This window comes from Janthinobacterium sp. 67 (genome assembly GCF_002797895.1).
Taxonomy (GTDB): Bacteria; Pseudomonadota; Gammaproteobacteria; order Burkholderiales; family Burkholderiaceae_D; genus Janthinobacterium.
This window is the reverse complement of the sequence record NZ_PGES01000001.1, coordinates 3,929,021-3,942,620: the sequence shown is the minus strand read 5'-3', so window position 1 is coordinate 3,942,620 and position 13,600 is coordinate 3,929,021. Positions and strand designations below refer to the sequence as shown.

11 protein-coding genes are annotated in these 13,600 nt (G+C 63.2%); all 11 read left to right on the top strand.

Annotation, left to right across the window (positions count from 1 at the left end; all coding sequences use genetic code 11):
- Positions 1–144 precede the first annotated feature (144 nt).
- Complete coding sequence (locus tag CLU90_RS17680; RefSeq protein WP_092717412.1) at positions 145–2,298, top strand: M3 family metallopeptidase; 2,154 nt, start codon at positions 145–147, stop codon at positions 2,296–2,298.
- A 110-nt stretch (positions 2,299–2,408) separates the two neighbouring features.
- Positions 2,409–2,621 (top strand): VF530 family DNA-binding protein, encoded by a 213-nt coding sequence (locus CLU90_RS17675; RefSeq protein ID WP_092717418.1) that lies wholly within the window; start codon positions 2,409–2,411, stop codon positions 2,619–2,621.
- An 11-nt stretch (positions 2,622–2,632) separates the two neighbouring features.
- The gene (locus CLU90_RS17670; RefSeq protein ID WP_092717421.1) at positions 2,633–2,911 is read left to right on the top strand and encodes a DUF4404 family protein; all 279 of its coding nucleotides are present in this window, start codon (positions 2,633–2,635) and stop codon (positions 2,909–2,911) included.
- A 237-nt stretch (positions 2,912–3,148) separates the two neighbouring features.
- A complete protein-coding gene (locus tag CLU90_RS17665; RefSeq protein ID WP_217635106.1) occupies positions 3,149–5,410 on the top strand; it encodes a YgiQ family radical SAM protein in 2,262 nt (753 codons plus the stop codon).
- A 279-nt stretch (positions 5,411–5,689) separates the two neighbouring features.
- Positions 5,690–6,685, top strand: coding sequence for a zinc ribbon domain-containing protein (locus CLU90_RS17660; RefSeq protein WP_100428541.1), 996 nt, complete (start codon positions 5,690–5,692; stop codon positions 6,683–6,685).
- 49 nt (positions 6,686–6,734) lie between these two features.
- Entirely contained in the window at positions 6,735–7,460 is a 726-nt protein-coding gene (locus CLU90_RS17655) for a hypothetical protein (protein ID WP_157808851.1), read from the top strand.
- A 66-nt stretch (positions 7,461–7,526) separates the two neighbouring features.
- Positions 7,527–8,642 (top strand): zinc ribbon domain-containing protein, encoded by a 1,116-nt coding sequence (locus tag CLU90_RS17650; RefSeq protein WP_100428539.1) that lies wholly within the window; start codon positions 7,527–7,529, stop codon positions 8,640–8,642.
- An 8-nt stretch (positions 8,643–8,650) separates the two neighbouring features.
- A complete protein-coding gene (locus CLU90_RS17645; RefSeq protein WP_100428538.1) occupies positions 8,651–9,754 on the top strand; it encodes a hypothetical protein in 1,104 nt (367 codons plus the stop codon).
- 161 nt (positions 9,755–9,915) lie between these two features.
- Complete coding sequence (locus CLU90_RS17640; protein ID WP_092717441.1) at positions 9,916–10,797, top strand: EamA family transporter; 882 nt, start codon at positions 9,916–9,918, stop codon at positions 10,795–10,797.
- 208 nt (positions 10,798–11,005) lie between these two features.
- Positions 11,006–11,965 (top strand): sugar ABC transporter substrate-binding protein, encoded by a 960-nt coding sequence (locus tag CLU90_RS17635; RefSeq protein ID WP_070219455.1) that lies wholly within the window; start codon positions 11,006–11,008, stop codon positions 11,963–11,965.
- Between the two features lie 79 nt (positions 11,966–12,044).
- The gene (locus CLU90_RS17630) at positions 12,045–13,598 is read left to right on the top strand and encodes a sugar ABC transporter ATP-binding protein (RefSeq protein ID WP_100428537.1); all 1,554 of its coding nucleotides are present in this window, start codon (positions 12,045–12,047) and stop codon (positions 13,596–13,598) included.
- Positions 13,599–13,600 lie beyond the last annotated feature (2 nt).

Sequence of the window (13,600 nt, the reverse complement as noted above, 5' to 3'; positions counted from 1 at the left end):
TTGCAAACCGTGGTAAACCGGGCATTTGGCGTGATGCACCACAGGATCGCCCATGTTGGATGACGCCTGTGTGACAGGCTGCTATGATCTGCCACTGGCCCGCGACGCGATCGCGGCTCTTCCCCGCGCTTTCAGAAAGATGTCATGATCCGTCCACAACTGCTCGTCATCGCCGCCAGCGTCATGCTGGCCCACGCCGCCCCATCCGCCATGGCTGCCGCCACCGCAAAATCCGCGCCTGCCGCCGCCGTCAGCGCCCAGAACCCCTTGCTGAAAGCCAGTCCGCTGCCATTCCAGATGCCGCAGTTCGGCCTGATCAAGGACGAACACTACGCGCCGGCGTTTGCCGAAGGCATGAAACGCCAGCTGGCCGAAGTCAACGCCATTGCCAACAACCGCCAGGCGCCGACCTTCGAGAACACCATCGTGGCGCTCGAGCGTACGGGGCAGTTGCTGCACCGCGTGCAGAGCATCTTCAGCAACATGACGTCGACCAATACCAATGCCGTGCTGGAAGCGGTGGAAGTGGACGTGTCGCCGAAACTGGCCGCGCATGGCGATGCGATCACCTTGAATCCGAAGCTGTTTACCCGCATCGACACCCTGTACGCCAAGCGCGACAAGCTGGGCCTCGATGCCGAATCCTTGCGCCTGCTGGAACGCTATCACACGGATTTCGTGCGCGCCGGCGCCAAGCTGTCCGATGCGGACAAGGAAAAATTGAAAGCCTACAACGCCGAACAGGCGGGCCTGGAAACGGCCTTCGCGCAAAACGTGCTGAAGGAAACGAATGCCAAGAGCATCGTCGTCGACACCCGTGCCGAACTGGCCGGCATGACGGACAGCGATATCGACACGGCCGCCGCCGCCGCCAAGGAACGCGGCCTGACGGGCAAGTTTGTCATTGCTCTGGTGAACACCAGCGGCCAGCCGCCGCTGGCCGTATTGACGGATCGTAAGACACGCCAGCGCCTGATGGATGCGTCGCTGAACCGGGGCAGCCAGGGCGGCGAGTTCGACAACCGCGCCATCGTATTGAAACTGGCGAAACTGCGCGCCGAACGGGCCACCTTGCTCGGTTACGCCAACTACGCCGCGTATTCGCTGGAGGACCAGACGGCCAAGACGACGACGGCCGTCAACACCCTGCTGTCGGAACTGGCGAAACCAGCCGTCGCCAACGCGCGCCGCGAAGCGGCCGACCTGCAACAAGTGGTCGATGCGGAAAAAGGCGGTTTCCAGGTGGCGGCGGCCGACTGGGCCATCTACACGGACAAGCTGCGCAAGCAACGGTTCAATTTCGATGAAAACGAGCTGAAACCGTACCTGGAATTGAACAGCGTGCTGAACAACGGCGTCTTCTTTGCCGCCAATAAACTGTACGGCATCAGCTTCAAGCAGCGTACTGATCTACCGGTGTACAACCCGGACGTGCGCGTCTACGACGTGACGGACGCCAACGGCAAGCCGCTGGCCCTGTTCATCGCCGATTTCTATGCGCGCGGCAACAAGCATGGCGGCGCGTGGATGAATGAATACGTGTCGCAGTCAATGCTGATGGGCACGCATCCGGTCGTGGCCAACCAGCTGAACATTCCGAAGCCGCCGGCCGGCCAGCCGACCTTGCTGACGTTCGATGAAGTGACGACCATGTTCCATGAATTCGGCCATGCGCTGCACGGCATGTTTTCGAACGTGAAGTACCCGCGCTTTGCCGGCACCAGCGTGCCGAGCGACTTCGTCGAGTATCCATCGCAAGTCAATGAAATGTGGGCCGTCTGGCCGGAAGTGCTGCAAAACTATGCCAAGCACTATCAGAGCGGCGCGGCCATGCCGCAGGAATTGCTCGACAAGGTGACGGCGGCGAAGAAATTCAACCAGGGTTTCATGACGACGGAATACCTGTCGGCGGCCCTGCTGGACCAGCGCTGGCACCAGCTGGCGCCAAGCCAGATCCCGACCGACGTGCTGGCCTTTGAAGCGGCATCGCTGAAAGACGCGGGCGTCGATTACGCGCCCGTGCCGCCGCGCTACCGCACCACGTATTTCTCGCACAGCTTCTCGGGCGGCTACTCGGCCGCGTATTACGCCTACCTGTGGTCGGAAAAGCTGGATGCGGAATCGGTCAACTGGTTCAAGGAAAACGGCGGCCTGACGCGCAAGAATGGCGACTGGTTCCGCAGCAAGTTATTGTCGCGCGGCGGCAGCGTCGATGCGCTGCAACTGTTCCGTGACTTCCGCGGCCGTGATGCCACCGTGGAACCATTGCTGGAACGCCGCGGCTTGAACGCCAAGTAAGACCGTCCTCATCAGAAGCTTGCGTTGCGTTGACCTGGCGCACGCAAGCTTTCCGTGCCGGTGGCGTAGAATTGAGTAAGATGTAAACAAGAAGGCAGTCGAAAGAGTTTATGAGTCAGCAAGATTTGAATGGCATTACCCTGGAAGCGATTGTGACGCGCCTGCAAGCCCATTACGGTTGGGATGGCCTGGCCAAGCACATCGATATCAATTGCTTCATCAGCGATCCCAGCATTAAGTCGAGCCTGAAGTTTTTGCGCAAGACCCCGTGGGCCAGAAGCAAGGTGGAACAATTGTTCCTGGACACACAATTTACCGACTGACAGGAAAAAACATGGATAGCAAACTCAAGGAATCGTTGCAACAGCTGCAATCGACCATCGCATCTGGCGATCCTGTGGATGAAGAAACGCATGGTTTGCTGCAACAGCTCAATGGCGATATTCAGCAGCTGCTGGAAAAGCGCGCCGCGCAGGAACAGGAAGAAGAGTCGACCACCTACGGACTGGCCGAGCGCAGCCAGGAATTGTCGGCCAAGTTTGCGGTCAAGCATCCGAAACTGGAGCCGGCGCTGCGGGAACTTGGTGAGATTCTGGCGAATATGGGGATCTGATGTAAGCCGGGGAAAAGCTGGGGTCAGACCCCTGAAGGGTCTGACCCCAAGGGCCACATTTCCCCAAGTGTTTGAAAAATAAACGTTTTTTGTACTGAAATCCAACAGTAAAAAGCAGGCCGTCAGGTTGGAAATGGCCAATTCCGGTACAATCCGTACCCTATGAGCTCCCCTACCAATTTATTTGCGACCGTTCCCAAGCGGTCTGCCCGCGCTGCCGTGGCGCCTTTCCTGCCGATGTCGCGTGCCGAGATGGACGCGCTGGGCTGGGACCAGTGCGACGTCATCCTCGTCACGGGCGACGCCTACATCGACCATCCGAGTTTCGGCATGGCCCTCGTCGGCCGCCTGCTTGAAGCGCAAGGTTACCGCGTTGGCATCATCAGCCAGCCGGACTGGCTGTCGGCCGACGCGTTCCGCATCCTCGGCAAGCCGCGTTTGTACTACGGCATTACCGCCGGCAACATGGATTCCATGGTCAACCAGTACACGGCCGACCGCAAGATCCGCTCCGACGACGCCTACACGGCGAATGCCGAACCGAACAAGCGCCCGGATCGCGCCGTCACCGTGTACGCCCAGCGCGCGCGCGAAGCGTATCCCGACGTGCCCATCGTCATCGGCAGTATCGAAGCATCGTTGCGCCGCATCGCCCATTACGATTACTGGTCGGACAAGGTCCGCCGTTCCGTTTTGCCCGATTCCAAGGCCGATTTGCTGATCTTCGGCAATGCCGAGCGGGCGCTGGTCGACCTGACGCACCGTCTGGCCGCCGGCGAATCGATCAAGGATATCCGCAACCTGCGCGGCACGGCCTTCATGGTGCCGTCCGGCTGGCTGCCCGGCGACGACTGGGGCGTGCACAATTCCACCCGCGTCGACGTGCCCGGCAAGATCGATCCGCACTACAGCCCCTACGAGATGGTGCAGGAAGACAAGACCGCCTGCGCCACGGAAAATGCATCGAAATCGGCCGAAGTCATCAAGCCTATCCGCATCATGAGCCGCGAAGAGCGCCTGGCCATGGCCAAGGAAAAGCACGACAAGACGGTCGTGCGCCTGCCATCGTACGACGTCGTCAAGGATGACCCCGTCATGTACGCGCATGCGTCGCGCGTGTTCCACCTGGAATCGAATCCCGGCAATGCGCGCGCCATGGTGCAGGCGCACGGCGAACGCGACGTGTGGCTCAACCCGCCGCCGCTGCCGCTGGCCATGGACGAGATGGATGGCGTGTACGACATGAATTACGCGCGCGCCCCACACCCGAGCTATGGCAAGGCGCATATCCCGGCCTGGGAAATGATCCGCTTTTCCGTCAACATCATGCGCGGCTGCTTCGGCGGCTGTACTTTCTGCTCGATTACCGAGCATGAAGGCCGCATCATCCAGAGCCGTTCGGAACCGTCGATCCTGCGCGAAATCGAGCATATCCGCGATAAAACCAAAGGTTTTACGGGCACCATTTCCGATATGGGCGGCCCGACGGCGAATATGTACCGCCTGGCGTGCAAGGAAAAAGAGATCGAAGTGTCGTGCCGCCGCCTGTCGTGCGTCTACCCATCCATCTGCGTGAACCTGGGCACCGACCACAGCAAGCTCATTTCCCTGTACCGCAAGGCGCGCGCCATTCCTGGCATCAAGAAAGTCTTGATCAGCTCGGGTCTGCGCTATGACCTGGCCGTGCGTTCGCCCGAGTACGTGAAGGAACTGGTCACGCACCACGTCGGCGGCTTGCTGAAGATTGCCCCTGAGCACACGGAAGAGGGCACCTTGTCGAAGATGATGAAGCCCGGCATCGGCGCGTATGACGAATTCAAGGAAATGTTCGACCGTTTCTCCTTGGAAGCGGGCAAGAAGCAGTATCTGATCCCGTACTTCATCGCCGCCCATCCGGGCACGACGGACGTGGACATGCTGAACCTGGCCCTGTGGCTGAAGAAAAACAATTTCAAGCTGGACCAGGTGCAAACCTTCATGCCCACGCCGATGGCCATGGCCACGACGATGTATCACACGCGCAAGAATCCTTTGCGCAAGGTCACGGCGGACTCGGAAGTGGTGGAAACGGCCCGCAGCGGCAAGATCCGCCGCACGCACAAGGCTTTCCTGCGCTACCAGGACCCGGCCAACTGGCCTATCCTGCGCGAAGCGCTGGTCAACATGGGCCGTGGCGACTTGATCGGCAATGGCGACAAGCATTTGATACCCGCCTGGACGTCGTCGGAATCGGGCGGCCTGGCCGCAGGCGAACGCAGCCGCCAGACGCATGGCGCCGGCACGCCGGACAAGTTCAAGGTGACGCCGGGCAAGAACCGCATCGCCCTGGGCGGCACGGCTGCCGCGCCGAAGGCGACGGCCGTCGAGTCGAAAGTGCGCCCATCGATCTTGTCGACCATCAAAACCAAGGCCAAGCCGGCCGCCGTGCCGATGGGGCGTGGCGGCAAGCCGCCAGCCAAGGGCGGCCATGGGGCGCCGGCGCGGGGCGGACGCAAGTAAGCGGTTCTTCCCCCTCGGGCATTGACTGAAACCCGGCAACGCGTACAGCGTTGCCGGGTTTTTTGTTATCTGCGCACCAGGATGGGGCACAAAATGCGGGCGCGGCAGGATTTTTACCAATATTTAAAAATTGAATAGAGCAAAAGGCAATTTTCCCTTGTGGCAACTTGGTGTTTGAAAATATACTCCTTGGATATTTAGCCGTACGGCAACAAAGCTGCCATTCTGGCAAGCGCCAGCGTACGCGACTTCCAGCGTTGATATGAAAAGAGATGCCAATTGAAATGCCTTTCCTGCCAGGCCGAGAATAAACCGGGTGCCAAATTCTGTTCTTCCTGCGGCACCACGTTTGCCGTTGCGCCTGCCGCCGCCCCGGTGCCAGGCAAATCCTGTGGCCAGTGCGGCCATGACTGCAAGCCGGACGCCAAGTTCTGCCCCAAGTGCGCGTTCAGCTTTGCCGTGGCGCCCGTTGCCGCGCCCGTGCCGCCGCCGCTGCCGGAGCCCGTCATTGCGCCAGCGATTGCGGGGGTGATTGAACCTGTGCTTGAAGCCGTGATTGAGTCCGCCGTTGAGCCCGCCGTCGAGCCCGCCCCGGCGCCAGTGCCGGAACCGGTCGCGCCGCCGCCGCCCGTGCTGGAAAAGCGCCGTGCCGATCCGGTGCCCGAAGCTGCACCCGAGCCAGCGCCCGAAGCTGTTCTCGCCGCCGACGTGCCCGCGGACAGTCCACCAGCTGCCAAGCGCACGAAACTGATCGCCGCCGCCGTCGCAGCGGTGGTGCTGCTGGGCGGTGCGGGCGCTTACTATTTCATGTCAGGCAAGCCGGCTGCCGCGGTGCCGGAAGCTGTTCCAGCCTTGCCAGCGCAGGCGGACCCTGCACCTGCCGCCGAGCAGCCGCTGGCCATCAGCGACCCGGCGCTCGATGGCGCCACGGCGCCCGAGCCCGCTGCGGCCGCAGCCGAGCCTGCACCGGCTCCTGTCGCTGCTCCCGAGCCAGCGCCGGCCCCAGCACCGGCCCCCGTCGCGGAAAAGCCGGCCAAGCCCGTCAAGGCGACACCGCCGCCGGCGCCTGTCAAACAGTCCAGCGGCCTGGAAAGCGTGATCACGGACAGCCTGTCCGAAGCGAGCCACTGCATGAGCCAGCGCAAATACGACTGTGCCATTGCCAACGCGAATGCCGTGTTGCGCATGGATGCGGGCAACCGCCATGCGCTCGATATCAAGCGCAAGGCGAAAGAAGCGCAAGACAAGGCGCTGTCGCAAATCCAGATCGAGTAAGCGGCGCCGCTTGCCTCCCATTCCTATTTTGATCTTTCCGGAGAATAACGTGAAAAACTTGAAACAAATTGCCAAGCCCATGGTGGCGCTGCTGGTCGTGTCCTCGATGCTGGCCGGCTGCGCCGCGCCGGGCGGCCCTGGCGCCACCGGCAACACCACCGCCGCAGGCACGGAAGCGGCCAGCGGCGAATGCAATACGGCCATGCTGGCCGGCATCGGCGCCGTCGTGGGCGGCTTGCTGGGCGGTGGCACCAACACCGTGCGCGGCGCGGCACTGGGCGCCAGCCTGGGCGCGCTCGCCTGCGTGGCCCTCAATTATCAAAGCCAGCAAGTCAAGACGGCGCAGCAAGTGCAGACCGACTACAAGGTGGCGAACAAGGGCAAGCTGCCCGAGCAATCGACCCTGGTGAAATACGAGACGGGCTTTACGCCATCATCCGTGCGTCCTGGCCAGAAGGCGCAGACCAATTCGTATATCGAAGTGGCGGCCGGCACGCGCGATCCGAACCCGCTGGTCGAAGAAGAGTTGAGCCTGTACAAGCCCAATGGCGAGTTGATCAAAACCGTGCGCAAGGTGGTCAGCAGCAACAACGGCAGCGGCGCCTACAAGGGCGGCTTCTCGATTCCCATGCCGGAAGGCGTGCCGCAAGGCATTTACCCGGTACGCACGGCCCTGTACCTGAATAGCAAGCGCGTCGGTGGCCAGGACGTCAAGCTGCAGATCGTCCAGCGCCTGGCGCCCGCGAGCGAGCTGCAACTGGCCCGCGCCTACTAACCCATCCATATCCCGGGGCGGCCAGGCAGGCTGCCCTTTTCCCCGATTGACCCTTCCAGGCCACACATGACCATTTCCACAGAAGCAACTAAACCTCTTCCCTTTTCCTCCGCGCTCGGCTCGCTGATCGAAGCGACCGACGCCATCAAGAACTTCCGCGCGATTGCCCTGCTGGCCCTGACCTTCATCGGCGCCGTGCTCGTCGGCGGCCTGTTGACGATGCTTGCCGGCAGCATGAGCAGCGTGCTGCTGGGCTTCCTGGGCGGCCTGATGGCCTTCCTCGTGATGTTTTACGGCTCCAACGCCGTGGGCATCCTGCTGATGCGCGATGCGCAAGGCCAGCCAGGCATGAGCCTGGTCAATGCCGTGCTCGTCTCGCTGTACACGAGCCATCGCCTGATCGCGGTCGTGTTCCTGGAATTTCTGATCGTGCTGGCGGCCATGATCGCCATCGCCATCATCTTGTTCGTCTGCAAGATTCCCGTGCTCGGCCCCGTGCTGTACACGGTCGTCTTCCCGCTGTCGGCCATCGTGCTGGGCGTGCTGGTGTTTGCCCTGTTCTACGTGATGCTGCCGCTGGCCGGCCCTGCCGCCTGGTCGGGCGCCACCGTGTTCCAGATCATTGCCCGCCTGAACCTGATCGTGCGCACCAAGCTGGTGTCCGTGATCTTGCTGGAAGTACTGCTGTTCCTGATCACGACGTTTGTGGCGCTGCTGATCTTTGGCGTGGTCGGTACCGGCGTGTCGCTGACGAGCGGCATGTCGGCCGGCATCCTGGGCCTGGGCGGCCAGATGAACATGTATTCCCTGGCTTCGGGATTGAATGGCGGTTCCGGCTACATCATCGCAGCCGGTCTGGGGGGCGGCTTGCTGATGGCGGCCGCGGCCGTGGTACCGGGCCTGATCTTCACCAAGGGTGTGTGCATCATTTACCTGAACGCCACGCGCAACGTCGATTTCAGCGCCTCGGAAGCGAGCCTGAACGACGGCCTGGCCACGGTCAAGAAAAAAGCCGAGGAAGCGCGTGAACGCGCGCGCGCCCTGGCCGAGCAGGCGGCTGCTCCCGCCGCACCGGCCACGCCGGCTGCCGCGCCCGTTGACAGCCTGCACTGCCCAAGCTGCAAGGCACCGGTCGCGTCCGATGACGTGTTCTGCGGCGAATGCGCGCATAAACTCAAGTAAGGCAGACCATGGCGCAATTCTGTAAACAGTGCGGCACCGCCCACACGCCGGACGCGCGTTTCTGCGACGAGTGCGGCAAGGCCGTCAACGCCGCGTCGTCGCCTTCACCGGCACCGGCACCCGCCGCGCCCGCCAAGCCGGCGGGCGCCGGCGTGCAGCGGCGCCACGTCATGATCGCCGGCGGCGTGCTGGCGGTGGTCATCGTGGCCGGTGGTGCACTGGCGTGGTTGCTGGCGCCCGAGGCGGCCTCGGCCGGCAGTTTCAGCCGCGCCATCGATGCCCACCTGGCGGCCGACGAGGCGGCGCGCGACAAGCTGCTGTGCTTGTCCAACTTGCCGTACCAGAAGGAAGAAATCCGCGTGGCGTCGTATGACAGTTCCACTCGGCAATGGCTCGATATCCTCGTGCGTGGCGGCCTGTACAACGCTCCCGTCGAGCAAAGCAGCGGTGGCTGGATCGCGCAATCGCAATTTGTCTACGCGCTGGCCGCACCGGGCAAGGCCGCCTTGCGCGGCGACAAGCTGTGCGTGGCCAAGGGCGTGAAAGTGGCCAGTGTCAGCGGCTACGAGCAGGTGCGCGACATGGGCGGTCAGCAGGTGGCGATGGCGACAGCCAAGCTGGCGCTGACCGATGAAGCGGCATGGCTCGCCAAATCGCCGGACCGTGCGCTGATCCTGCAGCGTTTGCCACATGGCGACCTGGAAGTGCAACTGCCGCTGGCGCTGGTCGACAAGCAATGGCAAGTCACCGACCGCGCGCAAATGCACGAGGCCGCCATGGCCATGGCGGGCGCCATGCGCAACGCGTCCGGCGCGCAAGGAGCGGGCATGCTGGACAAGCTGAAAAGCCTGTTCCGCTTTGGCGCTCATCCGCTGGTGGGCAAATGGAAGACCTCGGCGGGCGAAGTCCTGGAATTTACGCGGGATAGCATGATCGATGAACATGGCAAGGCAAGCAAGGCCACGTTTACCGCCGAGGGCAATGTCGTGACGATCCTCTCGGAAGAGCGGGGCGGCATGCCCATGCAGGTCAGTCTGAGCAACAGCAACAATACGGCCACGCTCATGCTTGGCGGCTTGCGGATCGCGGTCCTGCAGCGGGTGCGCGACTAGCCCCTTCTCCAGACGGCGCAGCTTGCTGTCTCGCATCATCCCGGAGCCCGGCCATGCCGGGCTTTTTTACGCCCGTCTGGCGGCGACCCAACGTCAATTTATCTTGACATCAAGATAGTTCGCGCCCACACTGGCTTTTTATCTTGATGTCGAGATAGTCCATGCCTGCCTCTCCTGTCCGCCCCGCCTGGGGCGATATCGTGCTCACGGCGCTGGCGCCCCTGATCTGGGGTTCCACGTATATCGTCACGTCCGAACTGCTGCCGCCGGAGCGGCCGTTCACGGCGGCCCTGATCCGCGTACTGCCGGCCGGCTTGCTGTTGCTGCTTGTGATGCGTCGCTTGCCCGCGCGGCGCGACTGGGGCCGCGTGCTGATCCTGTCGGCGTTGAATATCGGCGTGTTCCAGGCCCTGCTGTTCGTCGCGGCCTACCGCTTGCCCGGCGGCTTGGCGGCCGTGGTGGGCGCCATCCAGCCGCTGCTGGTGATGGGCCTGGCCTGGGGCGTGGAAGGGCGCCGTCCGGCCCGCCTGGCCTTGGGGGCCAGCGTGCTGGGCGTGGCGGGTATGGCCGTGTTGCTGTTGTCGCCGCGTACGGTGTGGGAACCGATCGGCATTGCCGCCGCGCTGGGCGGCACGGCCTGCATGGCGGCCGGTACCTATCTGACGCGGCGCTGGAAGCCGGACTTGCCCGTGCTGGCGCTGACGGGCTGGCAATTGCTGCTGGGCGGCCTGATGCTGGCGCCCGTCGCCTGGCTGGCCGATGCGCCCTTGCCGGCGCTGTCCTGGCAGCAAGTCCTGGCCTACGCCTACCTGTGCCTGGCCGGCGCCCTGCTGGCATATGCGCTGTGGTTTCGCGGCATCGCCAGGCTGTCGCCCGTGGCCGTTTCCTCGCTGGGGCTGCTCAGCCCCCTGATGGCCGTCGTGCTGGGCTGGGCCTTGCTGGGCCAGGCCATGACGGGCTGGTCGATGCTGGGCTTGCTGCTGGTGCTGGCCAGCGTGCTGGCCGTGCAGTGGGCCAGCGCCCGTCCCGCAACAAACGCCTGACTTCCGCGCATTTCCCCTCGGCAGGCTGATCGCATCGGCCTGCCCCTTTCCCTCTGGGCGCCGCCTTTTTGCTGCACCGCACATACAGTTTTGCTTGCACTGGAATAGGGCATTGAGGCACTATTCGCTTCGCGCAAACGTTTGCGCATCGTAAAATTCCATAAAAGCATGATCCACACGTGCTTGACCAACAACTCTGGAGACGCTCATGACATCCCGTATTCGCCTGAAAATGATTGCCGCCGCTGTCCTGGTGTGTGCCTTGCCCGCCGTACCGGCGATGGCGCAGACACCTGCCAAACCGAAGGTGGCGCTGGTGATGAAGTCGCTCGCCAATGAATTTTTCCTGACCATGGAAAATGGCGCCAAGGCGCATCAGAAGGCCAATGCCGCCAAGTACGACCTGCTGTCGAACGGCATCAAGGATGAGACGGATACGTCGAGCCAGATCAAGCTGGTCGAGCAAATGATCGTCTCGCGCGTCAACGCGCTGGTGATCGCCCCGGCCGATTCGAAAGCGCTGGTGCCGGTGCTGAAAAAAGCCATCGACGCGGGCATCATCGTCGTCAATATCGACAACAAGCTCGACGAAGGCGCCCTGAAAGAGAAGGGCATCACCGTGCCGTTCGTCGGCCCGGACAACCGCAAGGGCGCCAAGGTGGTCGGCGACTTCCTGGCCAAGCAGATCAAGAAGGGTGACCCGGTCGGCATCATCGAAGGCGTGTCGACGACCTACAACGCGCAGCAGCGCACCCTGGGCTTCCAGGACGCCATGAACGCGGCCGGCGCCAAGGTTGTCAGCGTGCAGTCGGGCCAGTGGGAAATCGCCCCTGCCAACACGGTGGCGGCCGCCATGCTGAACGCCAACCCGAACATCAAGGCTTTGCTGTGCGGTAACGACAACATGGCCATCGGCGCCGTGTCGGCCATCAAGGCGGCCGGCAAGACGGGCAAAGTGCTCGTCGTCGGTTACGACAACATCAACGCCATCAAGCCGATGCTGGCCGATGGCCGCGTGCTGGCTACCGCCGACCAGTTCGGTTCGCAGCAAGCCGTGTTCGGCATCGACACCGTGCTCAAAGCGCTGGCGCAGAAGAAGAAACAGGCCGATCTGGGTGGCGTCATCGAAACCAAGGTCGAACTGGTTGCCAAGGGCGCCAAGTCCTGATCGTTTGATCCCGCCGGGGCCAGCGCCATAGCAACATTGCTGGCGCCGGCCCCGCCGTCTTTTTCCGCGGAGTTTTATCATGCCTACCGACATCCCCCCGGCGCCATCAGCCGCCCCCCCTCTATTGACCCTGGATAACATCGGCAAGTCCTATGTCGGCCCCGTGCTGGGCGGCGTGGGCCTGCGCTTCGCCCCTGGCCAGGTCATGGCGCTGACGGGTGAAAATGGTGCTGGCAAGAGCACCTTGTCGAAGATCATCTGCGGCCTGGAGCAAGCCACCACGGGCACGATGCTGCTCGACGGCAAGCCTTACCAGCCCGCCTCGCGCGGCGCGGCCGAAGCGCTGGGCATCCGCATGGTAATGCAGGAACTCAATCTGATTCCTACCCTGTCGATCGCGGAAAACCTGTACCTGAAAAACCTGCCGCAGCGTTTCGGCTTCATCGACCGCGCCCGTCTCGAGCGCGACGCGCGCGAACAGATGGAAAAAGTGGGCCTGGGCGGACTCGACCCGTGGACCCTCGTGGGCGAACTGGGCATCGGCCACCAGCAAATGATCGAAATCGCGCGCAATCTGATTGGCGCCTGCCGCCTGCTGGTGCTCGACGAGCCGACGGCCATGCTGACGCACCGCGAAGTGGAGTTGCTGTTCCTGCAAATTGAACGCCTGAAAGCCGAAGGCGTGTGCATCATCTATATTTCCCACCGCCTGGAAGAACTCAAGCGCGTGGCCGACCGCATCGTCGTGCTGCGCGACGGCCAGCTCGTGTGCGACGACGATATCGCGGGCCACTCCGCCGCCGACCTGGTCAGCCTGATGGTGGGCCGTTCGGCCGACGATGCGGTGGACTTGAGCGGGCGCACCATAGGCGCGCCGCTGCTGCGCGTGCGGGGACTGGCGCGCGGCAAGGTCGTCAACCCGACCTCGTTCGACTTGCGCGCCGGTGAAATCCTCGGCATCGCCGGCCTGATCGGCTCGGGCCGCACGGAATTGCTGCGCCTGATCTTCGGCGCCGACCGTGCCGACGCCGGTGACGTGTTCCTTGGCGACAGCGAAACGCCGGCCGCCCTGGCCTCGCCGCAGGCAGCGGTGAAAGCGGGCATCGCCATGATCACGGAAGACCGCAAGGGACAAGGCTTGTTGTTGCGCCAGTCCATCGCCGTCAATACGACCCTCGCCTCGCTCGACACCGTCAGCGGCGCAGGCTGGCTCAACGATGCGTCCGAAGCGTCGGTGGCTGACGATTACATCGAGCGCCTGGGCATCCGCTCGCGCAACAGCGCGCAAACGGTGGCGGAACTGTCCGGCGGCAACCAGCAAAAGGTGGTGATCGCCCGCTGGCTGTACCGCGACTGCCCCGTGATGCTGTTCGACGAGCCCACGCGTGGCATCGATATCGGCGCCAAGTTTGATATTTATCAGGTGCTGGCCGAACAGGCGCGCCAGGGCAAGGGCCTCGTCATCGTCTCGAGCGACTTGCGCGAACTGATGCTGATCTGCGACCGCATCGCCGTCATGAGCGCCGGCAGCATCGTCGAGACCTTCGAGCGCGGCGCCTGGAGCCAGGACGCGCTGCTGTCGGCCGCCTTCTCCGGCTATTTGACCCCCACTTCCACTCCAGCTGCGGCCTGATC

Bases quoted from the DNA above. Each gene is read 5' to 3' on its own strand.
- CLU90_RS17680 (WP_092717412.1), top strand. From the start codon at position 145: ATGATCCGTCCACAACTGCTCGTCATCGCCGCCAGCGTCATGCTGGCC.
- CLU90_RS17675 (WP_092717418.1), top strand. From the start codon at position 2,409: ATGAGTCAGCAAGATTTGAATGGCATTACCCTGGAAGCGATTGTGACG.
- CLU90_RS17670 (WP_092717421.1), top strand. From the start codon at position 2,633: ATGGATAGCAAACTCAAGGAATCGTTGCAACAGCTGCAATCGACCATC.
- CLU90_RS17665 (WP_217635106.1), top strand. From the start codon at position 3,149: ATGTCGCGTGCCGAGATGGACGCGCTGGGCTGGGACCAGTGCGACGTC.
- CLU90_RS17650 (WP_100428539.1), top strand. From the start codon at position 7,527: ATGACCATTTCCACAGAAGCAACTAAACCTCTTCCCTTTTCCTCCGCG.
- CLU90_RS17645 (WP_100428538.1), top strand. From the start codon at position 8,651: ATGGCGCAATTCTGTAAACAGTGCGGCACCGCCCACACGCCGGACGCG.
- CLU90_RS17640 (WP_092717441.1), top strand. From the start codon at position 9,916: ATGCCTGCCTCTCCTGTCCGCCCCGCCTGGGGCGATATCGTGCTCACG.
- CLU90_RS17635 (WP_070219455.1), top strand. From the start codon at position 11,006: ATGACATCCCGTATTCGCCTGAAAATGATTGCCGCCGCTGTCCTGGTG.
- CLU90_RS17630 (WP_100428537.1), top strand. From the start codon at position 12,045: ATGCCTACCGACATCCCCCCGGCGCCATCAGCCGCCCCCCCTCTATTG.